Annotated in this window: 34 protein-coding genes; 18 read left to right on the top strand and 16 right to left on the bottom strand. The window is 68.0% G+C overall.

Annotation, left to right across the window (positions count from 1 at the left end; all coding sequences use genetic code 11):
* Positions 1–3 precede the first annotated feature (3 nt).
* From AC1DY7_RS01020 to AC1DY7_RS01010, 3 genes are read left to right on the top strand one after another with little or no spacing between them, the layout of a single operon-like run.
* A complete protein-coding gene (locus AC1DY7_RS01020; RefSeq protein WP_477491784.1) occupies positions 4–1,179 on the top strand; it encodes a nitrate ABC transporter substrate-binding protein in 1,176 nt (391 codons plus the stop codon).
* On the top strand, positions 1,176–2,144 hold the full coding sequence (locus AC1DY7_RS01015) for an isopenicillin N synthase family dioxygenase (protein WP_477491783.1): 969 nt from the start codon (positions 1,176–1,178) through the stop codon (positions 2,142–2,144). The genes AC1DY7_RS01020 and AC1DY7_RS01015 overlap by 4 nt, the downstream gene beginning before the upstream one ends.
* Positions 2,145–2,158: 14 nt before the next feature.
* Positions 2,159–2,602, top strand: a complete 444-nt coding sequence (locus tag AC1DY7_RS01010; protein WP_477491782.1) for a nitroreductase family deazaflavin-dependent oxidoreductase — start codon at positions 2,159–2,161, stop codon at positions 2,600–2,602.
* Positions 2,603–2,608: 6 nt separating this feature from the next.
* Here the strand turns inward: AC1DY7_RS01010 and AC1DY7_RS01005 are convergent, their stop codons facing one another.
* The gene (locus tag AC1DY7_RS01005) at positions 2,609–2,884 is read right to left on the bottom strand and encodes a hypothetical protein (RefSeq protein ID WP_477491781.1); all 276 of its coding nucleotides are present in this window, start codon (positions 2,882–2,884) and stop codon (positions 2,609–2,611) included.
* 95 nt (positions 2,885–2,979) lie between these two features.
* Between AC1DY7_RS01005 and AC1DY7_RS01000 the strand changes: the two genes are divergently transcribed.
* From AC1DY7_RS01000 to AC1DY7_RS00970, 7 genes are read left to right on the top strand one after another with little or no spacing between them, the layout of a single operon-like run.
* Complete coding sequence (locus AC1DY7_RS01000; RefSeq protein WP_477491780.1) at positions 2,980–3,882, top strand: 1,4-dihydroxy-2-naphthoyl-CoA synthase; 903 nt, start codon at positions 2,980–2,982, stop codon at positions 3,880–3,882.
* A 9-nt stretch (positions 3,883–3,891) separates the two neighbouring features.
* A complete protein-coding gene (locus AC1DY7_RS00995) occupies positions 3,892–4,761 on the top strand; it encodes an SDR family oxidoreductase (protein ID WP_477491779.1) in 870 nt (289 codons plus the stop codon).
* Positions 4,762–4,791: 30 nt separating this feature from the next.
* Positions 4,792–5,739 carry an ATP-binding cassette domain-containing protein gene (locus AC1DY7_RS00990; protein ID WP_477491778.1) on the top strand — a complete coding sequence of 316 codons (948 nt, stop codon included), beginning with the start codon at positions 4,792–4,794 and terminating at the stop codon, positions 5,737–5,739.
* A complete protein-coding gene (locus AC1DY7_RS00985; protein ID WP_477491777.1) occupies positions 5,736–6,473 on the top strand; it encodes an ABC transporter permease in 738 nt (245 codons plus the stop codon). Before AC1DY7_RS00990 ends, AC1DY7_RS00985 begins: the two co-directional genes overlap by 4 nt.
* Before the next feature lie 29 nt (positions 6,474–6,502).
* Positions 6,503–7,261 carry an ABC transporter permease gene (locus AC1DY7_RS00980; RefSeq protein WP_477491776.1) on the top strand — a complete coding sequence of 253 codons (759 nt, stop codon included), beginning with the start codon at positions 6,503–6,505 and terminating at the stop codon, positions 7,259–7,261.
* Between the two features lie 28 nt (positions 7,262–7,289).
* On the top strand, positions 7,290–7,661 hold the full coding sequence (locus AC1DY7_RS00975; protein WP_477491775.1) for a VOC family protein: 372 nt from the start codon (positions 7,290–7,292) through the stop codon (positions 7,659–7,661).
* Positions 7,662–7,671: 10 nt separating this feature from the next.
* The gene (locus AC1DY7_RS00970; protein WP_477491774.1) at positions 7,672–7,992 is read left to right on the top strand and encodes an EthD family reductase; all 321 of its coding nucleotides are present in this window, start codon (positions 7,672–7,674) and stop codon (positions 7,990–7,992) included.
* A gap of 52 nt (positions 7,993–8,044) precedes the next feature.
* Here the strand turns inward: AC1DY7_RS00970 and AC1DY7_RS00965 are convergent, their stop codons facing one another.
* Genes AC1DY7_RS00965 through AC1DY7_RS00955 form a run of 3 tightly spaced genes read right to left on the bottom strand, consistent with a single transcriptional unit; the run spans position 8,045 to position 9,938 of the window.
* Positions 8,045–8,353, bottom strand: a complete 309-nt coding sequence (locus tag AC1DY7_RS00965) for a DUF3349 domain-containing protein (RefSeq protein ID WP_477491773.1) — start codon at positions 8,351–8,353, stop codon at positions 8,045–8,047.
* A 10-nt stretch (positions 8,354–8,363) separates the two neighbouring features.
* Positions 8,364–8,648: a hypothetical protein gene (locus AC1DY7_RS00960; RefSeq protein ID WP_477491772.1), complete on the bottom strand. Its 285-nt coding sequence runs from the start codon at positions 8,646–8,648 to the stop codon at positions 8,364–8,366.
* A 39-nt stretch (positions 8,649–8,687) separates the two neighbouring features.
* Positions 8,688–9,938, bottom strand: a complete 1,251-nt coding sequence (locus AC1DY7_RS00955; RefSeq protein ID WP_477491771.1) for an inorganic phosphate transporter — start codon at positions 9,936–9,938, stop codon at positions 8,688–8,690.
* A 234-nt stretch (positions 9,939–10,172) separates the two neighbouring features.
* Here AC1DY7_RS00955 and AC1DY7_RS00950 point away from each other — a divergent pair, with 234 nt between their 5' ends.
* Genes AC1DY7_RS00950 through AC1DY7_RS00940 form a run of 3 tightly spaced genes read left to right on the top strand, consistent with a single transcriptional unit; the run spans position 10,173 to position 12,248 of the window.
* Positions 10,173–10,478: a DUF3349 domain-containing protein gene (locus tag AC1DY7_RS00950; RefSeq protein ID WP_477491770.1), complete on the top strand. Its 306-nt coding sequence runs from the start codon at positions 10,173–10,175 to the stop codon at positions 10,476–10,478.
* Between the two features lie 50 nt (positions 10,479–10,528).
* Positions 10,529–11,626 (top strand): o-succinylbenzoate--CoA ligase, encoded by a 1,098-nt coding sequence (gene menE, locus AC1DY7_RS00945; protein WP_477491950.1) that lies wholly within the window; start codon positions 10,529–10,531, stop codon positions 11,624–11,626.
* Between the two features lie 7 nt (positions 11,627–11,633).
* Positions 11,634–12,248, top strand: a complete 615-nt coding sequence (locus AC1DY7_RS00940) for a pyridoxamine 5'-phosphate oxidase family protein (protein WP_477491769.1) — start codon at positions 11,634–11,636, stop codon at positions 12,246–12,248.
* On the opposite strand, the gene AC1DY7_RS00935 is transcribed toward AC1DY7_RS00940, so the two are convergent.
* Genes AC1DY7_RS00935 through AC1DY7_RS00915 form a run of 5 tightly spaced genes read right to left on the bottom strand, consistent with a single transcriptional unit; the run spans position 12,242 to position 14,930 of the window.
* Entirely contained in the window at positions 12,242–13,030 is a 789-nt protein-coding gene (locus tag AC1DY7_RS00935; RefSeq protein ID WP_477491768.1) for a GNAT family N-acetyltransferase, read from the bottom strand. The genes AC1DY7_RS00940 and AC1DY7_RS00935 overlap by 7 nt on opposite strands.
* Before the next feature lie 29 nt (positions 13,031–13,059).
* Positions 13,060–13,395 (bottom strand): branched-chain amino acid transporter permease, encoded by a 336-nt coding sequence (locus AC1DY7_RS00930; RefSeq protein ID WP_477491767.1) that lies wholly within the window; start codon positions 13,393–13,395, stop codon positions 13,060–13,062.
* On the bottom strand, positions 13,388–14,080 hold the full coding sequence (locus AC1DY7_RS00925; RefSeq protein WP_477491766.1) for an AzlC family ABC transporter permease: 693 nt from the start codon (positions 14,078–14,080) through the stop codon (positions 13,388–13,390). The genes AC1DY7_RS00930 and AC1DY7_RS00925 overlap by 8 nt, the downstream gene beginning before the upstream one ends.
* 35 nt (positions 14,081–14,115) lie before the next feature.
* Positions 14,116–14,325 (bottom strand): hypothetical protein, encoded by a 210-nt coding sequence (locus tag AC1DY7_RS00920; protein ID WP_477491765.1) that lies wholly within the window; start codon positions 14,323–14,325, stop codon positions 14,116–14,118.
* A gap of 50 nt (positions 14,326–14,375) precedes the next feature.
* On the bottom strand, positions 14,376–14,930 hold the full coding sequence (locus AC1DY7_RS00915; protein ID WP_477491764.1) for a Dps family protein: 555 nt from the start codon (positions 14,928–14,930) through the stop codon (positions 14,376–14,378).
* A 120-nt stretch (positions 14,931–15,050) separates the two neighbouring features.
* Between AC1DY7_RS00915 and AC1DY7_RS00910 the strand changes: the two genes are divergently transcribed.
* From AC1DY7_RS00910 to AC1DY7_RS00900, 3 genes are read left to right on the top strand one after another with little or no spacing between them, the layout of a single operon-like run.
* On the top strand, positions 15,051–15,269 hold the full coding sequence (locus tag AC1DY7_RS00910) for a hypothetical protein (protein ID WP_477491763.1): 219 nt from the start codon (positions 15,051–15,053) through the stop codon (positions 15,267–15,269).
* Positions 15,270–15,296: 27 nt separating this feature from the next.
* The gene (locus AC1DY7_RS00905) at positions 15,297–15,431 is read left to right on the top strand and encodes a hypothetical protein (protein ID WP_477491762.1); all 135 of its coding nucleotides are present in this window, start codon (positions 15,297–15,299) and stop codon (positions 15,429–15,431) included.
* Between the two features lie 44 nt (positions 15,432–15,475).
* The gene (locus AC1DY7_RS00900; protein WP_477491761.1) at positions 15,476–15,889 is read left to right on the top strand and encodes a nitroreductase/quinone reductase family protein; all 414 of its coding nucleotides are present in this window, start codon (positions 15,476–15,478) and stop codon (positions 15,887–15,889) included.
* Here AC1DY7_RS00900 and AC1DY7_RS00895 read toward each other — a convergent pair.
* The 4 genes from AC1DY7_RS00895 to AC1DY7_RS00880 form a co-directional block, all read right to left on the bottom strand.
* The gene (locus AC1DY7_RS00895) at positions 15,876–17,324 is read right to left on the bottom strand and encodes an alpha/beta hydrolase (RefSeq protein ID WP_477491760.1); all 1,449 of its coding nucleotides are present in this window, start codon (positions 17,322–17,324) and stop codon (positions 15,876–15,878) included. The genes AC1DY7_RS00900 and AC1DY7_RS00895 overlap by 14 nt on opposite strands.
* A 110-nt stretch (positions 17,325–17,434) precedes the next feature.
* Positions 17,435–18,550 (bottom strand): nitronate monooxygenase, encoded by a 1,116-nt coding sequence (locus tag AC1DY7_RS00890; RefSeq protein WP_477491759.1) that lies wholly within the window; start codon positions 18,548–18,550, stop codon positions 17,435–17,437.
* 43 nt (positions 18,551–18,593) lie between these two features.
* A complete protein-coding gene (locus tag AC1DY7_RS00885) occupies positions 18,594–19,370 on the bottom strand; it encodes an S-methyl-5'-thioadenosine phosphorylase (protein WP_477491758.1) in 777 nt (258 codons plus the stop codon).
* Positions 19,371–19,385: 15 nt separating this feature from the next.
* On the bottom strand, positions 19,386–19,619 hold the full coding sequence (locus tag AC1DY7_RS00880; RefSeq protein ID WP_477491757.1) for a hypothetical protein: 234 nt from the start codon (positions 19,617–19,619) through the stop codon (positions 19,386–19,388).
* Positions 19,620–19,702: 83 nt separating this feature from the next.
* Between AC1DY7_RS00880 and AC1DY7_RS00875 the strand changes: the two genes are divergently transcribed.
* Complete coding sequence (locus tag AC1DY7_RS00875) at positions 19,703–20,572, top strand: 1,4-dihydroxy-2-naphthoate polyprenyltransferase (RefSeq protein WP_477491756.1); 870 nt, start codon at positions 19,703–19,705, stop codon at positions 20,570–20,572.
* Between the two features lie 29 nt (positions 20,573–20,601).
* Here the strand turns inward: AC1DY7_RS00875 and AC1DY7_RS00870 are convergent, their stop codons facing one another.
* Complete coding sequence (locus AC1DY7_RS00870; protein ID WP_477491949.1) at positions 20,602–20,889, bottom strand: DUF4229 domain-containing protein; 288 nt, start codon at positions 20,887–20,889, stop codon at positions 20,602–20,604.
* A gap of 76 nt (positions 20,890–20,965) precedes the next feature.
* Here AC1DY7_RS00870 and AC1DY7_RS00865 point away from each other — a divergent pair, with 76 nt between their 5' ends.
* Positions 20,966–21,127: a hypothetical protein gene (locus AC1DY7_RS00865; RefSeq protein WP_477491755.1), complete on the top strand. Its 162-nt coding sequence runs from the start codon at positions 20,966–20,968 to the stop codon at positions 21,125–21,127.
* Here AC1DY7_RS00865 and AC1DY7_RS00860 read toward each other — a convergent pair.
* Positions 21,124–22,218: a MinD/ParA family ATP-binding protein gene (locus tag AC1DY7_RS00860; protein ID WP_477491754.1), complete on the bottom strand. Its 1,095-nt coding sequence runs from the start codon at positions 22,216–22,218 to the stop codon at positions 21,124–21,126. The genes AC1DY7_RS00865 and AC1DY7_RS00860 overlap by 4 nt on opposite strands.
* Positions 22,219–22,220: 2 nt before the next feature.
* Positions 22,221–23,210 (bottom strand): c-type cytochrome biogenesis protein CcsB, encoded by a 990-nt coding sequence (gene ccsB / locus AC1DY7_RS00855; RefSeq protein WP_477491753.1) that lies wholly within the window; start codon positions 23,208–23,210, stop codon positions 22,221–22,223.

Here is a 23,210-nt window from a genome sequence, read left to right as displayed (position 1 = left end):
ACCATGAACCGAGCACACCTGCAGAAGGTCGCCGCCGCAGCCGCCGTGGCCGGCGTCGCGGTCTCGCTGACCGCTTGCGCCTACGGCGAGGACCAGCCCGCGGAAAGGCCATCGCTGCAACCAGCGGCCACGGCACAGCAGCTGGCCGACGTCTGTCCCGCCGACGTAGGCATACAGCTGCAATGGCAGCCGCAGTCGGACATGGGTGCGGTGTTCGGGATGCTGGGCCCGGGTTACCAGGTGAACACCCAAGAAAAGTCGGTCACCGGACCGTTGGTGGCCGCGGGCAAGGACACCGGGGTCTCGCTGACCCTGAAATCCGGTGGGCCTGCCATCGGTTTCCAATCCGTCCCGTCACAGCTCTATGTCGACGACTCGGTGATGATGGGCATCGTGCACGGCGACCAACTGGTGGCCGCGGCCTCCGACCAGCCCGTCATCGGAGTGACGCCGCTGCTGAAGTACAGCCCGGCAATCCTGATGTGGGACCAGGCGTCCCACCCGACGTGGTCGAGCGTCGCCGACATCGGCAAGTCCGACGCCACCGTCGTGGTGTCGAAGGATCAGATCTTCCCGCAGTGGATGGTTCAGAAAGGCATGCTCAAACAGTCCCAGATCGACACCGGCTACGACGGCGCCCCCGCACGTTTCGTGGGCGATCCCGCACTGGCCCAGCAGGGCTTCGCCAACTCGGAGCCCTACACCTATGAGCACGACACCCCGGCCTGGAACAAGCCGGTTTCCTACGGCCTGATCAAGGACGTCGGCTACGACATCTATGCGTCCAACATCTCCGTGCGGTCCGATCGAATCACCGAACTATCACCGTGCCTGCACAAGCTGGTACCCATCATCCAGCAGTCCGGCATGGACTATGCGGCGGCGCCGGCGGCCGTGAACAAGATGATCGTCGATATCGTCTCTCAGGACAGCACCTACTCCCCCTACACCGAGGGTGAAGCCGCCTTCAGCGCTGACCTGTTGGCAGCAAAGGGTTTACTCGCGCCGGAGGACAACGGTTCGTTCGGTGTGTACGACCCGGCCCGTACCGCTCGCAACGTCGCGGACCTGCGCGCGGTGCTGGCCGCCACCGGCAACGTCGTGCCCGCCGACATGACCGCTGACCGCCTGTTCACCAATGAGTTCATCGATCCCTCGATCCGGAAGGCCACCGCATGACCGCCGATATGACCGAACTGCAACGCGAACGGGCCATGGGGGCGCTCGGCACCGAAAGCGCGCGCGAGGTGCGACGCATCTCCCTGGCGGGCCTACCTGACCGGCGCGAAGAAGTCGCCGACGAATTATGGTCGGCTGCAACGGATATCGGTTTCTTTCAAGTAGTCGACCATGGTATCGACCTCGACGCTGTGCGCACCGCGTTCGGCGCCGCCGAGAAGTTCTTCGCGCTCCCCGAGGACGTCAAGGCGCGCAGGCCCAAGCGCTTCAATTCGGGCTGGGAGCAACTGACCCAGATCCGGCCGTCGGTCGGTGTGCCCGATCAAAAGGAGTCTTACCAGGTCACGTTGTCGAACATGGCGGGACTGTGGCCCGATGAAGGCGAGCTTCCCGGCTTTCGCGCGACGCTGCTGGACTTCGAACACAAGTGTTGGCAGCTGGCAATGGAACTGCTGTCCCTGTTCGCCGACAAGCTCGCCTTCGACCGCGACTTCTTCACCCGCGCCCACGACCCGGCCTCGGCCACCTACCAAAGCACCCTGCGACTTCTGCACTACTTCGCGTTGCCTGCCGACGCAGATCTGTCCGGAGTCTGGCGGGCGGGTGCACACACCGACTTCGATTGTCTGACGCTGCTGTTCCAGCGTGCCGGGCAAGGCGGGCTACAGGTCTGTCCCGGTAAGGAGATGGCAGCTCAGGAATGGACCTCGGTACAGCCGTCGGAAGACGCGATCACCTGCAATATCGGCGACATGTTGATGCGTTGGAGCGACGATCTGCTGCCGTCCAACTTTCACAGGGTCAGGAGCCCGAGTCAGGACGAGCACCGTGGTGCGCGCTACAGCATCGCCTTCTTCGCGCAGGCCAACAGTGAGGTCTTGATTTCGGGTCCGACCGAGAAGTACCCACCCATCAGTGCGAAGGACTATCTGCAGCAGCGCATCAGCGCGAACTTTGCCGGCTAGCTACTGTCGAACCCATGGAACGGGTACGACCGCCCTGGTGGCTCAAGTACGTCAACAGGGTATTCATCGCACTGTCGAAGCTGGGCGTCGGTGGCGCCAAGGGTCCGCTGGTGCTGACGGTGCCCGGACGAAAATCGGGTAAGCCGCGCTCGACGCCCGTCACCCCGATGACGGTGGACGGTCACCGCTACATCGTGGGCGGACTGCCCGGCGCGGACTGGGTGGCCAACGTGCGGGCCGCCGGCGAGGCCACCCTGCATCAGGGACGCCGCGCCACCCGGGTGCATGTCGTGGAGATGCCTGACGACGAGGCCCGGCCCCTGCTGCGGCAGTTCCCGGTGCTCGTGCCGACCGGGGTGGGCTTCATCCGCAACGCGGGCCTGGTCACCGGCCCGAACCCCGACGAGTTCGAGGCTCTCGCGGGCCGGATCCCAGTGTTCCGCCTGGATCAGATCTAGCCCTCGCTACAGGTGCGGGGCTTCCTTGATCTTGCTGTCCTGCTTACCGGCCGTCTGACAGAACGTCGACACCGACAGCCGGGTGCCGGTGATCTCCAGTTGCGCTGCGTCCTGACCCTTTTCGTCCTTGAGCATCTTGGCAACCGCGTCGGTCTGAGTCTTCTCGTCGGCCTCCAGGAAGCTCTTGCACGAGGTGTCACCGCCGGTGATCGAGGGAGCGGAGCATCCCACCAGCAATCCGGCGGCCCCGACCATCGTCAACAAACCCGTAGATAACTTCATCGTCACCCTCCTGTGTTCTGCGCAGTAGGCGCGCGTTGGCGGCTCATTCATACCCAACTGCCAGCCGGGCGAAACCCGCTGCATACAGTCGGGGCATGACCTTTGACCCGGCCCTCTGGCAGCCCGTCCCCGGTTTCGAGCTGACGGATATCACCTATCACCGGCACGTCGTGGACGGCGTGGCGAAGCCGACGGTCCGGGTGGCCTTCGACCGGCCGGAGGTGCGTAACGCCTTCCGGCCGCACACCGTCGACGAGTTGTACCGGGTGCTCGACCATGCCCGGATGTCGCCCGATGTCGGGGTGATCCTGTTGACCGGCAACGGCCCGTCGGAAAAGGACGGCGGCTGGGCGTTCTGCTCCGGCGGCGATCAGCGCATCCGTGGCCGCAGCGGCTATCAGTACGCCGAGGGCGAGACCGCGGAGACCGTCGACCCGGCAAGGGCCGGGAGGCTGCACATCCTGGAGGTCCAGCGGCTCATCCGGTTCATGCCGAAGGTGGTCATCTGCCTGGTCAACGGGTGGGCGGCCGGCGGCGGCCACAGCCTGCACGTGACCTGCGACCTGACCCTGGCCAGCCGCGAGCACGCGCGCTTCAAGCAGACCGACGCCGACGTCGGCAGTTTCGACGGCGGGTTCGGCAGCGCCTACCTGGCGCGCCAGACGGGCCAGAAGTTCGCCAGGGAGATCTTCTTCCTGGGCCGCGCCTACGACGCCCAGACGATGTACCAGATGGGGGCGGTGAACGACGTCGTCGACCATGCCGACCTGGAGACCACGGGCCTGCAGTGGGCCGCCGAGATCAACGGCAAGTCCCCCCAGGCCATCCGGATGCTCAAGTTCGGTTTCAACCTGATCGACGACGGCCTGGTGGGACAGCAGGTATTCGCCGGTGAGGCAACGCGTTTGGCGTACATGACCGACGAGGCGGTGGAGGGCCGTGACGCCTTCCTGGAGAAGCGCGACCCGGACTGGAGCGGGTTCCCCCGCTACTTCTAGGTTGTGTCCATGAGCAAGAACCCGCTGCGCCGACTGTCCGAAGCCGTGCTGCTGACCAGCATGCGGCCCCCGCTCACCGAGTACCTCAGCCGCGGACCCGAGGTCGAGTTGCGCGGCAAGCGCATCCTGATCACCGGGGCCTCGTCGGGCATCGGGGAGGCCTCGGCCCGCAAGCTGGCCGCGTGTGGCGCCAGCGTCGTGGTGGTGGCCCGCCGGGCCGACCTGTTGGACGGCCTCGCCGAGAGCATCCGTGACCGCGGTGGCCTCGCCGAGGCGATCGCCACCGACCTGTCCGATCTGGACGCGGTCGACGCCCTCACCGCGCAGGTGCTCGAGAGTCACGGCGGCATCGACATCCTGATCAACAACGCGGGCCGGTCCATCCGGCGCCCGCTGATCGAATCGCTGGACCGCTGGCATGACCTGGAGCGGACCATGGCGCTGAACTACTACTCGCCGTTGCGGCTGATGCGGGCGCTGGTGCCCGGCATGATCGATCGCGGCGACGGGCACGTGATCAACGTCTCGACGTGGGGCGTGATGAACGAATCGTCGCCGTTGTTCGGGGCGTATCAGGCGTCCAAAGCGGCGCTGACGGCTGTCAGCCGGGTGGCCGAGACCGAGTGGTCGGGCAAGGGCGTGCATTCGACGACGCTGTTCTATCCGTTGGTCAAGACGCCGATGATCGAGCCGACCAAGGCCTTCGTCGGCATGCCGGGCCTGTCCGCCGAGGAGGCCGCCGACTGGATGCTGACGGCCGCGCGGACCCGGCCGGTGCGCATCGCGCCCCGGATGGCGGTCACGGCGAAGGCGTTGGACAGTGTGGCCCCGAGCCTGCTGGGCGCGATCATGAAACGCGGCGCGGCCGCACAGGATTGACGTTAGGTTAGCCATGCCATACTCGACCGCGTGTCCGAGTATGCGATCCAGGTCGAAGACGTCACCAAACAGTTCGGGGACAAGCGGGCCCTGAACGGCGTGACGTTCAGCATGGCCGCGGGCACCGTGCTCGGAGTGCTCGGGCCCAACGGCGCCGGCAAGACCACCACCATCAACGTGCTGTCCACGCTGGTCCGGCCCACCTCGGGCCACGCCACGGTGGCCGGATTCGACGTGGTCACCCACGCCGCCGACGTCCGCAGGAGCATCGGGCTGACGGGCCAGTACGCCGCCATCGACGAGATGCTCACCGGCCGCGAGAACCTCATCCTGTTCGGCGAACTCAACGGTCTGTCCCGTGCCAGGGCGCACGCCCGCGCCGACGAACTCCTGACCGCCTTCAGCCTCACCGATGCCGCGGGGCGGCGGGTGTCCACCTACTCCGGCGGGATGCGCAGGCGCGCCGACATCGCCTGCGGGCTGGTCGCCGCGCCCGCCGTGGTCTTCCTCGACGAGCCGACCACCGGCCTGGATCCGCGCAGCCGGCGCGAGGTGTGGGAACTGGTCGGCGCACTGACCGGTCAGGGCACCAGCGTGCTGCTGACCACCCAGTACCTGGACGAGGCCGACGCCCTGTCGGATTCGATCGTCGTGATCGACCACGGCCGGGTGATCGCCGAGGGCACCGCCGACGAACTCAAGCAGCGCGTCGGCGGCAGCTTCTGCCAGGTCACCCCCGCGCATGCGGCCGACGGACCCCGGATCGCGGCGGCGCTCGCCGATATCGCAGCGGGTCCGGCCGAGCTGTCGGCCGACCCGGACACCGGGACGCTGTCGGTGCCCGCCCCCAACGGTCTGGCCACCCTGAGCGAGGTGTTCCGCCGTGTCGAGACACTCGATATCGAGATCGCCGACATCGCGTTGCGCAAGCCGTCCCTGGACGAGGTGTTCTTCGAACTGACCGGCTCGCCGACATGACCGCACTGGGCAGCCTGACCCGCCGCTCGGTGCTCGGCACCCTGCGCGACGGGGACCTGATCTTCGCGATCGGCGGGCCCGTCGCATTCTTCGTGTGCTTCAACATCACCCTGCGCAACGTCATCGACACCGGCGGGATGAGCTACCCGCAGTACATCCTGCCCGTCATCGTGGTGCAGGCGATGATCTTCACCGCGATGACGACGGCCGACCGCGCGGCCCGGGATCACTTGAGCGGCATGGGAATCCGGATGCGGTCCCTGCCCATCTCCGCACTCGCACCGGTGACCGCGCGGATGCTGTCCGCGTCGGTGCGCGCCGTCGCGGCCCTGGCGGGTGCGCTGGCGGTGGGGTACGGATTCGGGTTCCGGCTACAGGCCGGGTTCATCGACCTGGTCGCCTTCGTCGGCATCGCGCTGGTGCTGTCGCTGGCGCTGTCGCTGGGCGCCGACGCCATGGGCTCGGTGGCGGACAGCACCGAGGCGGCCGGGCAGGTGCTGCTCATCCCGCAACTGCTGCTGGTCATGCTGTCCACCGGAATCGCACCGGCACAATCGTTTCCGTCCTGGCTGGGACCTTTCGTACGCAACCAGCCGGTGTCGGTCATCGCCGAGACCCTGCGCGGGCTGGCCGTGGGCGACCACGTCCGGATCGGCGCCAGCCTGGCCTGGTGTGCCGGGCTGTTGGTGGTGTTCGGCGCGATCGCGGTCAAGGCGCAGCGGCGGCCGCGATGAGCGTCTTCGCGAAGAGCAGAGGGCACAGCATGATTCGGCAATCCCGCTTACACGCCCGGCGGCTGCTGCTGGGCTGGCAGCGCGCCCCGGTGGTGCTGATCCAGTCGCTGATCTTCCCGACGTTCCTGCTGATCGTCTACTCCCTGGTGGTCGGCAGGTCGGTGCTGCACCTGACCGGATCGAGCAGCCTGTACGGCCTGGTGCCGATGTGTGCGGTGGCGGGGGCCCTGTTCGGCGCCATGGGCACCGGCGCGGCGATACCCGACGAGCGCGAAGCCGGTCTGCTGAGCCGGCTGTGGGCCCTGCCCGTGCACCGGGCCAGCGCGCTGGCCGGGCGGCTGCTCGCCGAGAGTGCCCGGGCTCTCATCGGCGCCGTGGTGATCACCGTGGTGGGCGTGGCGATGGGCCTGCGATTCGTCGCGGGCTGGCCGGGGGCGATCGGGTTCGTCCTCGTCCCGGTGTTGATGGTGGTCGGGTTCGCCACGGTCATCGTCGCGGTCGCAGTGCAGTCCGGCGGCAAGAACATCATCACCGGCTTGTCGACGGTGTGCTTCCTGCTGTTGTTCTTCAACTCCGGCATGGTGCCGGTCGACGTGTTCCCCGGCTGGTTGCAGCCGATCGTGCGGGCGCAGCCGATGTCCCCGGCCATCGAGGCCATGCGTGGGCTGGCCGGCGGCGGACCGGTGGTGTGGCCGGCGCTGCAGTCGGCCGCCTGGGTCGTCGGGCTCATCGCGGTGTTCGGGCCGATCGCCGTGCGTGGCTACCGGATCGCCGCCGAGAACCCCTAGCCGCCGCGCGCCGTGATAGACACGGAGCATGGAAATCCTGGCCAGCCGGATGCTCATCAGGCCGGTGGACTATCCGAAATCCGTGGCGTTCTACCGCGACGCGATAGGTCTGGCCATTGCCCGCGAATACGGCGCGGGCACGGTGTTCTACGCCGGGCAGTCGTTGATCGAGTTGGCGGGGCACGGTGAGCCGTCTGCGGCCGGAATCCTGTGGCTGCAGGTGCGCGATGTCTATTCCGCCGAAACGGAATTGGCTTCTCGTGGCGTACCGATCACCCGGGCCGCCCGGGAGGAGCCGTGGGGCCTGCACGAAATGCACGTCACCGATCCGGACGGCATACTGCTGATCTTCGTCGAGGTACCCGCCACCCATCCCCTGCGCCGCGACGTCCGCAACTGAAAGGCAACCCATGGCCGAGACCAAGATCACCGTCATCTACGACAACCCGACAGATCCGGCGGCATTCGAGAATGCTTACCCCACAGAGCAGTTGGAGGCCGCCCGGCGCATCCCGGGGTATGTGCGGTTCGAGGCGTCCAAGGTGTGGCCCAAGGAAGACGGCAGCCCGACCCCCGCGTGGCGGTCGATCGACCTCTATTACCCGGACTACGACGCCGCCAGCGTCGCCGTGACCACCCCGGAGGCGGGCGAATTCTTCGCGGCGATGGCGCGGCTGTCCACCGGTGGCGTGCGAGTGCTGTTCTCCGAGATAGAAATACCGCAGGACTGAACATAGAGAACACCCCCGGTCCAAAGGACCGGGGGTGTTCTCTATGAGCGGTTCAGCGTGCCGGTGCCGCGAGGGGCCAGCCGACCGAGGCCAGCCGCGAGGCGACCTGGTGGATCTCCTCGGGGTTGGGCTCCTTCTCGATGATCTGTTGCACGGCGGCGTGGATCTCCGCCTCGGTCACCGGGTCGTCGCCGTCGCTGGAGCGCAGGATCGACTGCGCGGCCTTGACGACCTCGTCCTCGGTGAGCGAACGCTTCAGCAGGGCCAGCAGGGCGAAGTAGTCCTTGGGCGGGACACCTTCGGGATAGCCCTCGTGCAGCCAGCCGAGCACATTGTCGATGACGCTGCTGTTCTCGGTCATGTGGTCAGCCTTACTTGCTCGGCAGGAAGGGGACGGGGTTGAAACCGAAGTGGTGGATGATGGTGGCCTTGGTGATCCACAGGATCGCGATCAGGATCACCACCGACACCAACGCGAACAGCACCAGACCGAGCGCCTTGACGGCCGGGTTGGGCGCCTGCACGGTGCCGTCGTTGTTGGTGCCACCGGAGCCGCTGGAGAAGGCCACCAGTCCTGTCGCGAACACCGCGGGCAGACCGGCGCCGAGGATCAGCCCGATGACGAGCACCTTGAGGATGGATTCCAGGTAAGTCATTGCGTCACATTCCCTATCGTTGCAGTCTCAGTCGCGATCTCAGACAGCCGCTTTGTCGGCGCTGCCCGAGGTGCTGGAGTCGCGGACATCGGCAGGCACCACCGAGTTGGTCGTGTCGTCCCAGTCGGCGTTGACGTTGCTCGAGTCGACCTTCTGCTGCTGTGCACGCCACCACATGTAGCCCGACAGCGCGACCAGGATGACGAAGATGACGCCGTCGCCGACCAGCTGCGAACCGGTGGCGGACTTCAGGCCGTGGGACAGCCAGTAGGACAGGGCGCCCACCAGAGCGGCGGCCGGCAGGGTGATCAGCCAGGCCATGGCCATGCGGCCCGCGACGGCCCAGCGCACCTCGGCGCCCGGCTTGCCGACACCGCTACCGAGGATGGAGCCGGTGGCGACGTGGGTGGTGGACAGCGCCATACCGGCGGCGCTGGAGCTCAGGATGATGGCGGCCGACGAAGCCTCGGCGGCCAGGCCCTGCGGGGACTCGATCTCGACGAGGCCCTTACCCAGGGTGCGGATGACGCGCCAGCCACCGATGTAGGTGCCCAGGCCGATGGCCAGGGCGCAGGAGGCGATGATCCAGAACGGCAGGCCATCTTCCTTCACGTTGCCGGTCAGGTGGCCGGTGGTGATGAGCGCGAGGGCGATGACGCCCATGGTCTTCTGTGCGTCGTTGGTGCCGTGCGACAGCGCGACCAGTGATGCAGTGGCGATCTGGCCCCAGCGGAAGCCGTCCTCGCGACGCTTCTTCTGGACGTTGCGGGTGATCCGGTAGACCAACCAGGTGCCGACGGCGGCGACCAGGCCTGCGATGAACGGGGCGGCCAGCGCGGGGATGAGCACCTTCTGGAACACGCCGGGCCAGTTGACGCCCGCCATGCCGAGTGCGGCGAGGCCGGCGCCGATCAGGCCACCGAAGAGCGCATGCGACGAGCTGGACGGGATGCCGAACAGCCAGGTCAGCAGGTTCCACAGGATGCCGCCGATGAGGCCGGCGAAGATGATGGTCAGGCCCATCGACGCGTCGATGCCCGAGAGCAGGTGTCCGGTCTTACCGTCCTGCACCTTGAGCACCGAGGTGGTGACCGTGACGGCCACCTCGACCGAGAGGAAGGCGCCGACCAGGTTCAGGATGCCGGCCAGGATCACCGCCGTCTTGGGCTTGAGGGCACCGGTGGCGATCGACGTCGCCATCGCATTTCCGGTGTCGTGAAATCCGTTGGTGAAGTCGAATGCCAGTGCTGTGCCTATCAGCAGCACCAGGATGATCATCTCTGCGCTCATGGGGGTAATTCTGGGGTAACGCCGAGTCGTTTGACCAGCGGGTAGGGTGCCTATCAATAGGGCCTGACCAGGCATTTTCCCGCCGCCCGTTAGGTGTTCACCCAGTGTTCATCCAGGCGCTCCGAGCCGTTAGCCTGGCGCCGAACAAAGCTGTCCATTTGTCAGTTCATTCACAGAGGCGGCCCATGACCGCGGGCACTACGATCGATGCATCTGCAAGGAGGACGACGAGCCGTGAATGCATTTCTCGCAAAGATCGTGGCGTGGCTGAATGCCGGCTACCCGGAGGGAATTCCGGGTCCGGACCGCGTTCCGCTGATGGCGCTACTCACCCGGCGGCTCAGCAATGACGAGGTGAAGGCCGTCGCCCAGGATCTGATCGACCGCGGCGAATTCGACCACATCGACATCGGTGTGCTGATCACCCAGCTGACCGACGAGTTACCCCGCGAAGAAGACGTCGAACGGGTGCGGACACGGCTGGCGGCCGCGGGCTGGCCGCTGGACGACCCACGCGAAGACAGCCAGGACACCCCATAGTCGTTCTGCGCCCGCTCCCCATCGGCCCCGGCGCGGCGGCCCTGGCCGCGCTGCCGGCGATCGAGGGTGCGCTCGCCGCGCGCGCCCCGGCACTGCTTCCCGTCCCCAGCGATGATCCCCGCCAGACCGAGCTGCTGATCGACGCACTGCGGGCCGGCGAACCCGTCGGCGACCGCATCGCGGTGGTGGTGCCCACGTCGGGCACCACCGGAATCCCGAAGGGCGCCATGCTGTCGGCGGCCGCACTGACCGCCGGCGCGGTGGCCACCCACGCACGTCTCGGCGGCCCGGGCCGCTGGCTGTTGGCCCTGCCCGCCCATCACATCGCCGGACTGCAGGTGCTGGTGCGCAGCGCCCTGGCCGGCACCACCCCAGTGGCGATCCCGGCGAGTTTCGGCGCGACCGAGTTCGTCACGGCGGTCGCCGCGATGGGATCCGGGCCGCGCTACGCCTCTCTGGTGGCCGCACAACTGACCAGGGCGCTGGACGACCCGGCGGCCGCGGCCGCGCTGGCCGACCTGGACGCGGTGCTGATCGGCGGCGGCCCGATGCCCGCGGGCGTCGCCGCGCGGGCAGCCGGCGCCGGGGTGCGGGTGGTGCGTACCTACGGGATGAGCGAAACCGCGGGCGGCTGCGTGTACGACGGGCGGGCGCTCGACGGCGTGACGGTGCGCATCGACGACGGGCGCGTGGTGCTGGGCGGTGCGATGGTCGCCGACGGCTACCGCAATCCGGTGGTACCCGACCCGTTCGCCGAACCCGGCTGGTTCCGCACCGATGATCTCGGCGTGCTCGACGGATCGGGTGTGTTGACGATCCTCGGACGGGTGGACGACGCCATCAGCACCGGCGGCCTGACGGTGCTGCCCCAGTTGGTGGAGAACGCGCTGGCCGACCATCCGGCGGTGGCCGAGTGCGCCGTGTTCGCGGTTCCCGACGAACGGCTGGGCCAGCGGGTGGTCGCGGCCATCGTGGCGGCACCCGGCGGCGCGGCACTCGACCTGGCCGAGGTTCGCGCCCACATCGAGAAGACGCTGGAGCGCACCGCCGCGCCGCGGGAGATCCACTTCGTGGACGCACTGCCCCGGCGGGGCATCGGCAAGCTGGACCGAAAAGCACTTTCGCAACGGTTCGGTACCGGCGGATGATGGACCCATGCGCACTGAGGTCACCACGGTCGAGGAACTACGGGCCATCGTCGGGCAACCCACCGCCGCCGTCGCCAACAAGGTGACCGATCGGCTGTCCGACATCCACCGGGACTGGATCTCGCACTCGCCGTTGTGCTTTGTCGCCACCACCGACGCCGAGGGCCGGGTCGACGTCTCCCCCAAAGGTGATCCGCCCGGTTTCGTGCACGTGCTCGACGCGCGCACCATCGCCATCCCGGAACGGCCGGGCAACAAGCGCGTCGACGGCTACCTGAACGTGCTGGCGCGCCCACACGTCGGCACCCTCTTCGTCATCCCCGGCCGCGGGGACACCGTGCGGGTCAACGGGCGGGCCCGAATACTCGCCGACGCACCCTATTTCGATGCGATGGCCGTCGGCGGCAAGCGGCCCATCCTGGCCCTGGAGATCGCCGTCGAGGAAGTGTTCTTCCACTGCGCCAAGGCTTTTCTGCGGTCCGATGCATGGAAGCCGGAGACCTGGAACCCCGAGGCGATGCCCAGCACGGCGCAACTGGCCCGGTCGTTCAAGCCCGACGAGAGCCTGGAACAGCTGCAGAAGTACTACAGCGAAGACCACCTGCGCACGCTGCTCTACTGACGCACCAGGATCGCCCGCGTGTAGAGCAACTGAAACCCTTTGCGCTGCACGTTCTGCTGCGACTTCGAGCCCGGTGACGTGGTGACGACAGCGATGTCGGCGCCCGCCGTGTGCGCGTGGGACAGCCGCACCGCCAGCAGCGCGCTCTGCACGCCCCGACGCCGGAACTCCAGTGCGGTGGCCGCCCCGGTGAGCTGGGCCACACCGTCGGTCAGTCGCATGCTCGCGCCGCCGGCGATCACACCGTCGCAACTGGCCAGATACGTCACCGCACCGGCGGCGACCATATCGGTGATGGCACCGGCGATCACCTCACGCGGGAAGTCCTCATGGCTGGGTATCCCCTCGACGTCGGGATGCGCGAAACCGTCCACCACCACGTCGATCCACGTCGCGAGCTCATCGGCACCGGCAATGCGGACATCGACGCCCGCCGGGGCGGATCCGGCAGCCGGACGCGCGCCGAGCACGTTCTCGAAGGACACCAATCGGTATCCGCGGCCGGTCAGCAGCGCACCGATCTGCGGGTCGGCCAGATTCGACAATTCGACCTGTACCGGTGCGCCAAGGCGCGCGTACTCCTCTTCGATCGCGTCGAGTTGTACCTCGGTGGGTATGCCGGCGAAGCCGAGGCCGACCACCTTGCTCAGCGGGGAATTCGCCTCGGCGAAACATGCCGCACCGCCGGCGACCGGCCAGAACTCTGTCGCGCCCGCGGTGATGAGCGCCGTCTCGGCGGCCTCGATCCGGGCGGCCAGCTCGGTGCCGGCGAAGATGTCCATGCCGCTCACTGTGTCACAGCGTCGCCGCGTCACCACGCCGTCATCAGCGCGACGTACACCACCGTGCCGGCCAGGATGGACAGCAGCGCATGCCGGCGCCACAGCTGCAGACCGGCCGTGACGAGGACCGCGATGACCATCCAGACCTGTTGTCGCGCAGCGGCTTCGGCGACGTCACGGACGGTGTACAGCGCCAGCATCACCATCACCCCCAGCGGCATGTGCAGGCTGAGGTACCTGACGATCACGCTGTGACGCATCGGAGCCAGCACCGCGAACGGCAGCGCGCGCAACGCCCACGTCACGCCCGCGCTGACGGCGACCAGGGCGGCGATGTGACCGGGCCCAGTGATCGATTCAGTCATCGGCCCGCGACCGGCCCACGGCCAACCGGACCAGCAATACCGCGGTGAACGCCGCGAAGGCACACACCAGCAGTTGTCCGGGGACCACGAGCCAGGCCACCACCGCGCACGCCGCCGCGATGGTCGCGGTCAGCCGGTCCGGGCGCTGACGATAGGCGTCGATGGCGAGCACGATGAACAACGCGGTCAGCGCGAACTCCAGGCCCTGCAGGCGTTCGACCGGCAGGGCCGTGCCCAACAGTCCGCCCAGCCCGGCCGAACCCGCCCAGGTCAGGTGAAATGCCAACTGCATCAACACGATCTGGCGACTGGTCCAGCTGGCGGCCGCCGGACTGACACCTACCGCGAACGCCTCATCGGACAGCACGTAGGTGCTGTAGAGCTTGCCCGCGACACCACGCACCCGGTGCAGCGGGAACGACAACGCATAGAACACGTGTCGAGAGTTGACGACGAGGGTGGTCAGCGCTACGGCTGCGATCGGCGCACCGGCGGCGGCCAGGCCGACCATCAGGAATTCCAGCGACCCCGCGTAGATGACCGCCGCAAATACCGGCGCCCACCACCACGCCAGCCCGGCGTGCACCACCAGAAAGCCCAGCGCCATCCCCAGTGGGATGAATGCGAGGCCGATCGGCGCCGCCAGCCGGATGACCTCCCGCCCGGGGTGTTCGCTTTCGCCCATCCGGACAGTCTGACCGACGCGCGTCCCCGTCCGGCTCAGCCCCCGAACCCGATGCCCACACCGAACTCGAAATCCACGTTGACACCTGGAACGCCGACCGGGTTGTGCACGCCGGGGTTACCGACACAGACGTCGACCTCGACGCCGTCGATGACGTCGCTACTGCACGTCGCCAGCGGCTCGGCCGCCGCGACGGGCGCGCCGGCGACGGCGAGGACGACCACCGCCGCCGCAAGTCTTGTCACGATGGCCCGAACCTACTCCGCAGGTCAGGCGACGTGGCGGGAACGGAGGATCAGCGCGCCTTGGTTGCCTTCGCCGCCTTGGCAGCACCCTTTTCGGTGGTCTTGCCCTTGTTGGCCAGTTCGCCGCCCGCGCTCTCCAGATGCGCCCGGACGAACCACTGGAACTTCTCCAGCGCGCCGGCCTGCCCGATCAGCAGGTCCTGTGAGACCAGGTCCAGATCATCGAGGGTGTCGATGGCCTTGCGGATATCGCTGACCACGCCGTCGTACACCAGATCCAGTGCGGCCAAATGCGCCAGGACGGTGTCACGCCCCACCGAATAGTCATCCCACACCCGGTCCTTGAGGATCGCGCCCGGTGTGCCCTGCGGCGAGGCACCGAGGGCGGCGATGCGCTCTGCGACGTCGTCGGCGAAGCCACGCACCAGTTCGACCTGCGGATCGATCATCTCGTGCACGCCGATGAAGTTCGGGCCCACCACATTCCAGTGCACGTGCTTCAGGGTGAGGTGCAGGTCGTTGTAGGTGCTCAGCTGCTTCTGCAGCAGATCGGCGATCTTGCGGCCGTCCTTCTCGGACAGCCCGGGAATGGTGAATTCAGACATCAATTCGCTCCTTACGCATGTGGTTACCGCCAGCGAGTACCCAGCACCCCGGCGCACCAATCAAGCCCAAATGCGCGTAGGCGAACGGTTTCGCACTCGCCCCGCGGGGTACTCGCCGATATGCGTACTCGGGATTCGAGAAAGCGATTCGTCGTCATCGCGGCTGCGGCCGTCGCGCTCGCAGCGTGCGGAGCGCAGGACAAGCCCACGGTGAGCACGCCGGTCAACACCCAGCCGTCGTCGAGTTCGATCAGCACGGAGACGCCGTCGACGGTCGCCCCCGGCGCCACCCTCACCCAGACGCCCACCGAACGAACCGACACGGGCGCACCCTCGTGATGTCGCCCGACTGAGCAAGGAGTAGTCATGCCACGCGGCGCAGGCATCTATCAGGACGATCCGGCGGAGCAGCCGGCACCGACCACTACAGAAGACGGGGACCTGGAGAAGGACACCCCGGATGTCGACACCGAGACACCTCAGCAGGAGCCACCCGACTGACCGGCTCTTGTTATTGAGAGATCATTCAATTAACGTCGTGGCTCATGAGCGACGGATTGCGCAAGTTCAAGTTCGAACGCGGACTCGGCCGGCTGGTGATGAACCCCGTCGTGGCGACCCTGGATCGGCTCGGGGTGCGCTCCCGGCTGATTGTCGAATTGGAGACCACCGGAGCCAAATCCGGTTTACCCCGCCGGGTACCGCTCGCCGGGCGCGCCGACGAGACCGGCGTCTGGGTCATCTCCCAACACGGCAGGCGAGCGGGCTGGGCGCACAACATCGCCGCAAATCCCGCCGTACGGGTCCGCGTCAACGATCAATGGCGAAGCGGCACAGCGTCATTCGAAACGGCCGACGACGTCCGGGACCGGGCGCGCACCTTCGGCGGCGCGGCCACCGCGCTGACCATGAAAGCCATGGAGAGCGACCCGATCTCCGTCCGCATCACTTTCCGCTAGCCGGCTCCGCGACGCTCGTCGGTGCCACGGCACCGGCCGCCGGGAAGCCGACCGGCGCCACCCCCGGGGTGCCCAGCTTCGCTGCCAGCCACGGCAACGAAGCCGTGAACGCGGCCTTCGCGAACGGCCAGTCGTGCTTACCGGGCGAGGCGATCACCGCGCAGTCCATGCCCTTCGACGCGCCGAGTTGGCACAGCGCGTGCGCGGCGGCCGTCTGGTCGCCCGGGTTGCCACCCGCGTCGCGGCCGCCGAGTCCCACGGCGTCCTCCGCAGCGGCCTGATTGCCTTTGTGTTGGGTCGGGGCGTCGCTGGAGATCTGGAACCAGCCCGACACGCCGCGGTAGCTCGGGTGCGCATTCATCACCGTGGTGGGGTCGAACTGCGACCACGCGGCCGCACTGCCACCGAACAGCCGAGCGACGGTCTGATCCTTGGTGCCGGCGACGGGACCGAGGTCGCCGGCGATGTCGACGAACGCGCTGAACAGATCCGGGTGCATGACAGTCAGGTCGACGGCGCAGGTGCCACCCATCGACCAGCCCACGATGCCCCAACCGGCCGCGGCCGGATTCACCCCGAAGGTGGAGTTCATGTAGGGCACAACATCTTTGGTCAGGTGGTCGGCGACATTGCCGCGCGGGCCGTTGACGCATTCGGTGTCGTTGTTGAACGATCCGCCGCTGTCGACGAAGACGAACACCGGGGCATTGCCGCCGTGGCCGGCCGCGAACCCGTCCATGGCCGCCGCGGCGTCGCCGGTGCGCAGCCAGTCCGCGGGGGTGTTGAACTCCCCGCCGATCATCATCACGGTCGGCAGCTTGGTGTCTCCCGCGAACCACGCGGGCGGCAGGTACACCAGTTCCTCGCGGTGCTTGAATCCGGAGGCGTCCGCCGGGATGGCCACCGGGACGACGGCACCGTGCGCGGGCACGGTGTGGCTCGCCTTCTGCGCCTGCACGGACGCCAGGTCCGTCTCGTCGGGCAGCGGGCCTGCGGTCAACTGGTTCCAGGCGGTCTGCACCGTCGGGAAATACCCGACCCAGAGATTGACCGCCAAGGCCGCGCTGAGCAGGCAGGTCGCCACCGCCAGGACCGACACCCCGCGGCGCCACCACGCGGCCGAGGTGAACCCGAACACGGCGACGCCGACGGCCAGACCGCTCAGTCCGATCCACACCCACAACTCGTCGGGCGCCGGGTCGTCGGCCATCCCCTGGGAGTCGATGAACCAGTTCGCCCACGCGGCCGCGGCGACCCCGACCAGTACGGCCAGCGGTAGCCACAGCAGCCGCCAGCGCCGGGTGCGCCACCCGGTGGCGGCGATCAGGATCGCGGCGGTCACCAGCTGGATCACGATCGGCAGCCAGCCCCGCAACAGCGAGAGGCCGTGGTGGTACGGATCCGCCGCGGCGGCATCAGCGAGCAGCGTCGTCACACGGACATCATGGCGACGTAATCTTTACGCTCGCTGTGAGACAAGGGGTTTGACGCACAGCCGGCACATATCTACGCAGGACGGAGGCCGGATGTCGGCGCCGGAGCGCCTCAGTCGGGCAGCGAGCCGCTCAGCCGCTCCGTCGCGGCGACGTAGTCCTCGATGAATTCCAGCACCACGTCACGCGCGGGCTTGACCTTGTTCATCAGCCCGACACCCTGCCCCACGAAGTACGTCGCCAGCGCCTGCGCGCCTTCGTGTCCCTGGGCGGCCAGCGCGTCGATGCGGCGCAGCACCGGCTCGCTGAGCATGTTCTGCAGCGGCAACGGCAACGGTTGCTGCCCACCCTTGGGCGCCCACGCGTCGGTCCAGTCCGACACCAGCTGCCGCGACGGCTTGCCGGTGCGCCCGGCCGAGCGCACGGTGTCACGCGAGGTGGCGGCGAGCATCTTGGCCACGGTGTGGGGTTCGGTCTCGGCTTCCTCGGTGGTCAGCCACACCGACCCGGTCCAGGCGCCGACCGCGCCGAGGGCGACCGACGCCGCCATCTGCTTGCCGGTGACGATGCCGCCCGCGGCCAGCACCGGCACGGCGTCGTCGATCGCATCGATGACCTCGGGGACCACCACCAGGGTCGAGACCTCCCCGCAGTGCCCGCCGGCCTCGGTGCCCTGCGCGACGATCAGGTCCACCCCGGCGGCGACCTGCTTGACCGCGTGTTCCTTGGCGCCGACCAGGGCGGCCACCGGGATCCCGTGCTCGCGACCGGCTTCGATCATGTAGTCCGGCGGCACCCCGAGGGCGTTGGCCATCAGCTTGATCGGATGGCTCAGCGACACTTCCAGCAGATCGGAACCGGTGCCGCCGGCCAGCACGGGCGCGCCGGTGCGGGGTTTGGGGTCGGGCTCGATACCGTGCTCGCGCAGCAGGGTGTCGATGAACTCACGGTGCCCCTGCGGGATCCGCGCGGCCAGATCGTCCTTGCTGAGCTTCTCGCCCTTGCCCTCGAATTTGGCGGGCACGATGATGTCGACGCCATAGGGCTTGCCGTGCACATGCTGGTCGATCCAGGTCAGCTCCTGCTCCAGCTGATCCGGGGTGAAGGCCGCACCGCCCAGCACGCCGAAGCCGCCCGCGTTGGTCACCGCGGCCACCACGTCGCGACAGTGACTGAAGGCGAAGAGCGGGAAATCGATTCCGTATTGCGCGCAGAAGGCCGATGTCATCCGCTCATTATCGACACCCGTCAAGTTTCGCGGCAGCCGCCCCCTACGGGAGGTCGAACGGCAGCGTCACGCCCGCATGGGCCAGGCAATGCGTGCAGTCGCGCTCGGCAGACACACCCGCGATGGCCTCGTGCACCAGTTGCTTGAACCCGACCATGTTGCGCTCGAACTCCGCGAAGACGTCCACCGCCCGCACGCCGGCGCCCTCTTCGACCCCGGCGTCCAGATCTGTCACCAAAGCAATTGCGGCATAACACATTTCCAGCTCACGAGCCAGCACCGCCTCCGGGTAACCGGTCATGTTGACCAGGGTGAACCCCTGGCCGGCGAACCACCGACTCTCGGCGCGGGTGGAAAATCGCGGGCCCTGGATCACCACCATGGTGCCGCCGTCGACGACGCCGGGCAGGTCCGCCGCCACCGATCGCAGCGTCGGGCAGTACGGGTCGGCGAACCCCACGTGGATCCCGCCCGCGTCGAAATAGGTGTCGGACCGCCCGCTGGTGCGGTCCACCAGCTGGTCGGGCACCACCATGGCGCCCGGTCCGAGCTTCGGCGTCAGGCTGCCCACGGCACACGGCGCGAAGATCCGCCGCACGCCCAATGCCCGCAGCGCCCACATGTTCGCCCGGTAGGGCACGGTGTGCGGCGAGAACTCGTGCGACACCCCGTGGCGCGGCAGGAACGCCACCTCGTGCGCCCCGACCGTGCCGACGGTGATGGGCGCACTGGGCTCCCCGAAGGGTGTGTCGAGATTGATGCTGCGCGCGTCAGGTCCGAAGAACGAATAGAAGCCGCTGCCGCCGATTACTCCGAGCATCCGACCATTATCGGGTCAGTCCTGCGCGGGCTCCGCGAAGGTGGCCTCCACGTCCGCTTTTTCGGCGGCCTGCTTGGCGGCATCCCGGATGGCGAAGGCATCGGTCGCCAGTCCGCCGATCGCGTTCGCCACGTCCTTGACCGCGGTGGTGATGATGGTGGCCACCTCCCCCACGGTCGACGCCACCGACTCGACGCCTTCCTGCAACGCATCTTTGGCGATTTCGGTCTTGCTCAGGCGGTCCGTCATGAGACAAGTGTCACTTGGCAGCCAACCCGTGACAAGGTGCCGCTCGTCACGCACGAATGACAGTGCATGGGACGATGACCCCCGTGGCTACCTTTGCGCAGTGGGTGGAAGGTGCGCGCCCGCGGACGCTGCCGAACGCCGTCGCCCCCGTCCTCGCGGGCACCGGTGCGGCGGCCTGGCTGGGCGGCGCGGTGTGGTGGAAGGCGCTGTTGGCGCTGCTCGTCTCGCTGGCCCTGATCATCGGGGTCAACTACGCCAACGACTATTCCGACGGGATCCGCGGCACCGACGACGTCCGGTCTGGCCCGCTGCGTTTGGTCGGCTCGAAAGTGGCCTCCCCGCGTGCGGTGCTGACCGCGGCGATCATCAGCCTGCTGGTCGGCGCCGGCGCCGGCCTGGCGCTGGCGATCGTGAGCCAGCCATGGCTGATCGCCGTCGGCGCCGCGTGCATCGCCGGGGCCTGGCTGTACACCGGCGGGTCCACGCCGTACGGCTACCGCGGGCTGGGTGAGGTCGCCGTGTTCGTCTTCTTCGGCCTGGTCGCGGTGCTCGGCACGCAGTACACGCAGGCCCTGCAGGTGGACTGGGTGGGCCTGGCCGCCGCGGTCGCCACCGGCAGCCTGTCCTCGGCGGTGTTGGTGGCCAACAACCTGCGCGATATCCCGACCGACGCCGAGACCGGCAAGATCACCCTGGCGGTGCGCCTCGGCGATGCCCGCACCCGGGTGCTCTACCAGGTGCTGGTGGTGACGGCCTTCGTCCTGACCCTGGTGCTCATGCTGGCGACGCCGTGGTGTGCCGCCGGACTGCTGGCAGCGCCACTGGCGCTGCGCGCGGCCTCGCCGGTGCGGCGCGGTCTCGGTGGGCGCGAACTGATCCCGGTGCTGCGCGACACCGGTCTGACCATGCTGGTGTGGTCGGTGGCCGTGGCGGCCGCGCTGACGTTCGGCTGACTCCGCCGATTGCCTTGCGGGACAACCGCTCAGCCGTTCGGTTCGGTCTCGCTGTCCCCACGCAGCCGCGCCTGCAACGATTCCCGGTCCTGCCTGCGGCGCTCGTCGAACTCCGCGATGCTGGCCGTCGCGCGCTTGCGCAGCGGCGCGAACACCCAGATCCCCAGTGGCAGCGCCAACACGATGGCGAACAGCACCGCGACGATCAACGGGAACTCACGGATCCCGAGCAGATGGCCCAATCCGACGATCACCACGGTGAGCACCGCGGCCAGAATGAGCCGGGCCACCAGATAGGCTCCGACGTCGCGCAACATCCGGGTACCCGGCCGACCTTCAGACACGGGCCCGAGCCTACTCACGGCGCGTATATTCAGAACAAGGAGGTTTTCGTTGCAGTACTTACTCCTGGTCCTGATCGTGGCCGGGCTTGCTTATGCGGTGTTGCGGGTGGTTCGAGCATCGGCAGATCGCCCACGTACCCGGGTGATCGGTCCCGACGACGACCCGGACTTCCTCCGGCGTCTCGGCCACGAAGACAATCCCCGTAACTAGCTCGAACCGGGGAATCCCGCCGCGACAACCGCCGCCAGTTTGATCAGAGCCTCGCGGGTCTGCGGCTTGAGCCGCTCGAGGCTGATCTCCGCGCCTTCCTCCAGATGCGGGTCGAACGGCACCTGCAGCACCGCCCGGCAACGCCGCGCGAAGTGATCGGTCACCTTCTGCAGGTCGACCTTGCCCGACCGCGGCCGCACCGCGTTCACCACAGCGATGGCATTGCGCACCATCTCCTGATGCCCGTGCGCGTCCAGCCAGTCCAGCGTGGCCGACGCGGAGCGCGCACCGTCCACCGAACCCGAGCTGACCACGATCAGCACATCGGCGTGCGACAGCACCGACGCCATCGCCGAATGCAGCATGCCGGTGCCACAGTCGGTGAGCACCAGGCTGTAGTACCGCTCCAGCACCTCGAGGGTCTTGGAGTAGTCGTCCGAACTGAACGCCTCCGACACCGCCGGATCGCTCTCGGACGCCAGCACTTCCAGCCGGCTGGGGCCCTGCGAGGTGTACCGCCGGACGTCGCTGTAGGCGTTGATGCCCTCGGCGTCACGCAACAGGTGCCGGACGGTGGCCGGGGTCTCCAGCGGGACCTTCTGGCTCAGCGTGCCGCGGTCCGGATTGGCGTCCACCGCGATGACACGATCACCGCGGCTGGAGGCAAAGGTGGCCCCGAGGGTGGCGGTGATCGTCGTCTTGCCGACGCCGCCCTTCAGCGACAGCAGCGCAATCCGGTAGCAACCGCGCAGCGGCGTGGCGACCTCGCCGAGCAGGTTGTTGTAGTCGGTGACCTTCGGGCTCTCACCCAGATTGACGGTCTTGAAGCTGGCCACATAGAGCCAGCGGCGCCACCCGTTGGACGGCGCTTGCTTCGGCTGCCCGAGCAGCGCCACCGTGGACAGGTCCAGGTAGGGCGCGGGCAGCGGGAACGGGCTGGTCTGGTCGGCGGGGGGCTGGGCAGGGACGCTCTGCACCGGTATCCCGTGCGGGGGCGTCGGCGCCGTCCACTCCGGCGGCACCTCTTGTGCGGGATCACTGAAACGATGCTGCCCACGGAAGTTCACGGGCTGATCCGGACCGAGCGGCACAGTCAGCCCACCCCTGCGTAGGAGTGCAACCCGACGGTCACCAGGTTGATGAAGAACAGGTTGAACACCATCGCCACGAAACCGATGACGTTGATCCAGGCGGCTTTACGGTCCCGCCAACCCGCGGTGGAACGCGCGTGCAGATAGGCCGCGTACACCACCCACGCGATGAACGACACCGTCTCCTTGGGGTCCCAGCCCCAGTACCGGCCCCACGCCTCCTCGGCCCAGATGGCGCCGAAGATGACGCCGAACCCGAACACCGGGAAGGCGAAAATCGTGGTGCGGTAAGCGATCCGGTCCAGGGTCTGGCCGTCGGGCAGCCTGCTGATCATCCGGCCCAGCCCGTTGTCGCGATCGGCCAGCGGGGACATCTTGAGCAGGAACAGGATGCTGGCCACACCGCCGACCAGGAACACCCCGGATCCGAGGCTGACCACCGAGACGTGGATGGGCAGCCAATAGGACTGCAGCGCAGGCATCACCGGGGCGGCGTTGGTGTAGAGCCAGCGACCGGAGACCGTCAGCAGGATCAGCACCGGCACCAGGACGAACACCCACAGCGCGCGGAACTGCGGTTTGCGCAGCACGATCACGCCCGCGATCAGGCCCGAGAAACAGGTCAGGTTGATGAACTCGTACATGTTGCCCCACGGCACCCGGGCCGTGGCCAGGCCGCGCAGCACGATGCACGTGGCGAGCAGGGCGATGCCGACGTACACCAACGCCAGGCCCGCGCGACCGATGCGTTCGTCGGCGGACCGGGACGGGACATCGGCGACGACGCCGGGGGTCAGGCTGTGCGCCCCGACTGCGGTTGGATGTGCCGGGCCGCCGGCGCCCACGAGTTCGCGGGCCTCGACCTTGCGGCCCCGCGAGTACGCCAACTCGACGGCCAGCAGGATCAACGCGACGACGAGCACGACCACGGACGAGGTGAAAGCCCAGTCCGAGTAGCGGGACAGCCCGATATCGATGTGCGTGGTGTTCAT

Source organism: Mycobacterium sp. P2_H7 (assembly GCF_056403275.1).
Note: the sequence above shows the minus strand (reverse complement) of the source record. Positions and strands in the feature narration are given on the sequence as shown.

Bases quoted from the DNA above. Each gene is read 5' to 3' on its own strand.
- AC1DY7_RS01020 (WP_477491784.1), top strand. From the start codon at position 4: ATGAACCGAGCACACCTGCAGAAGGTCGCCGCCGCAGCCGCCGTGGCC.
- AC1DY7_RS01015 (WP_477491783.1), top strand. From the start codon at position 1,176: ATGACCGCCGATATGACCGAACTGCAACGCGAACGGGCCATGGGGGCG.
- AC1DY7_RS01010 (WP_477491782.1), top strand. From the start codon at position 2,159: ATGGAACGGGTACGACCGCCCTGGTGGCTCAAGTACGTCAACAGGGTA.
- AC1DY7_RS01005 (WP_477491781.1), bottom strand. From the start codon at position 2,884: ATGAAGTTATCTACGGGTTTGTTGACGATGGTCGGGGCCGCCGGATTG.
- AC1DY7_RS01000 (WP_477491780.1), top strand. From the start codon at position 2,980: ATGACCTTTGACCCGGCCCTCTGGCAGCCCGTCCCCGGTTTCGAGCTG.
- AC1DY7_RS00995 (WP_477491779.1), top strand. From the start codon at position 3,892: ATGAGCAAGAACCCGCTGCGCCGACTGTCCGAAGCCGTGCTGCTGACC.
- AC1DY7_RS00985 (WP_477491777.1), top strand. From the start codon at position 5,736: ATGACCGCACTGGGCAGCCTGACCCGCCGCTCGGTGCTCGGCACCCTG.
- AC1DY7_RS00980 (WP_477491776.1), top strand. From the start codon at position 6,503: ATGATTCGGCAATCCCGCTTACACGCCCGGCGGCTGCTGCTGGGCTGG.
- AC1DY7_RS00975 (WP_477491775.1), top strand. From the start codon at position 7,290: ATGGAAATCCTGGCCAGCCGGATGCTCATCAGGCCGGTGGACTATCCG.
- AC1DY7_RS00970 (WP_477491774.1), top strand. From the start codon at position 7,672: ATGGCCGAGACCAAGATCACCGTCATCTACGACAACCCGACAGATCCG.
- AC1DY7_RS00965 (WP_477491773.1), bottom strand. From the start codon at position 8,353: ATGACCGAGAACAGCAGCGTCATCGACAATGTGCTCGGCTGGCTGCAC.
- AC1DY7_RS00960 (WP_477491772.1), bottom strand. From the start codon at position 8,648: ATGACTTACCTGGAATCCATCCTCAAGGTGCTCGTCATCGGGCTGATC.
- AC1DY7_RS00955 (WP_477491771.1), bottom strand. From the start codon at position 9,938: ATGAGCGCAGAGATGATCATCCTGGTGCTGCTGATAGGCACAGCACTG.
- AC1DY7_RS00940 (WP_477491769.1), top strand. From the start codon at position 11,634: ATGCGCACTGAGGTCACCACGGTCGAGGAACTACGGGCCATCGTCGGG.
- AC1DY7_RS00935 (WP_477491768.1), bottom strand. From the start codon at position 13,030: ATGGACATCTTCGCCGGCACCGAGCTGGCCGCCCGGATCGAGGCCGCC.
- AC1DY7_RS00930 (WP_477491767.1), bottom strand. From the start codon at position 13,395: ATGACTGAATCGATCACTGGGCCCGGTCACATCGCCGCCCTGGTCGCC.
- AC1DY7_RS00925 (WP_477491766.1), bottom strand. From the start codon at position 14,080: ATGGGCGAAAGCGAACACCCCGGGCGGGAGGTCATCCGGCTGGCGGCG.
- AC1DY7_RS00915 (WP_477491764.1), bottom strand. From the start codon at position 14,930: ATGTCTGAATTCACCATTCCCGGGCTGTCCGAGAAGGACGGCCGCAAG.
- AC1DY7_RS00910 (WP_477491763.1), top strand. From the start codon at position 15,051: ATGCGTACTCGGGATTCGAGAAAGCGATTCGTCGTCATCGCGGCTGCG.
- AC1DY7_RS00905 (WP_477491762.1), top strand. From the start codon at position 15,297: ATGCCACGCGGCGCAGGCATCTATCAGGACGATCCGGCGGAGCAGCCG.
- AC1DY7_RS00900 (WP_477491761.1), top strand. From the start codon at position 15,476: ATGAGCGACGGATTGCGCAAGTTCAAGTTCGAACGCGGACTCGGCCGG.
- AC1DY7_RS00890 (WP_477491759.1), bottom strand. From the start codon at position 18,550: ATGACATCGGCCTTCTGCGCGCAATACGGAATCGATTTCCCGCTCTTC.
- AC1DY7_RS00885 (WP_477491758.1), bottom strand. From the start codon at position 19,370: ATGCTCGGAGTAATCGGCGGCAGCGGCTTCTATTCGTTCTTCGGACCT.
- AC1DY7_RS00880 (WP_477491757.1), bottom strand. From the start codon at position 19,619: ATGACGGACCGCCTGAGCAAGACCGAAATCGCCAAAGATGCGTTGCAG.
- AC1DY7_RS00870 (WP_477491949.1), bottom strand. From the start codon at position 20,889: ATGTTGCGCGACGTCGGAGCCTATCTGGTGGCCCGGCTCATTCTGGCC.
- ccsB (WP_477491753.1), bottom strand. From the start codon at position 23,210: ATGAACACCACGCACATCGATATCGGGCTGTCCCGCTACTCGGACTGG.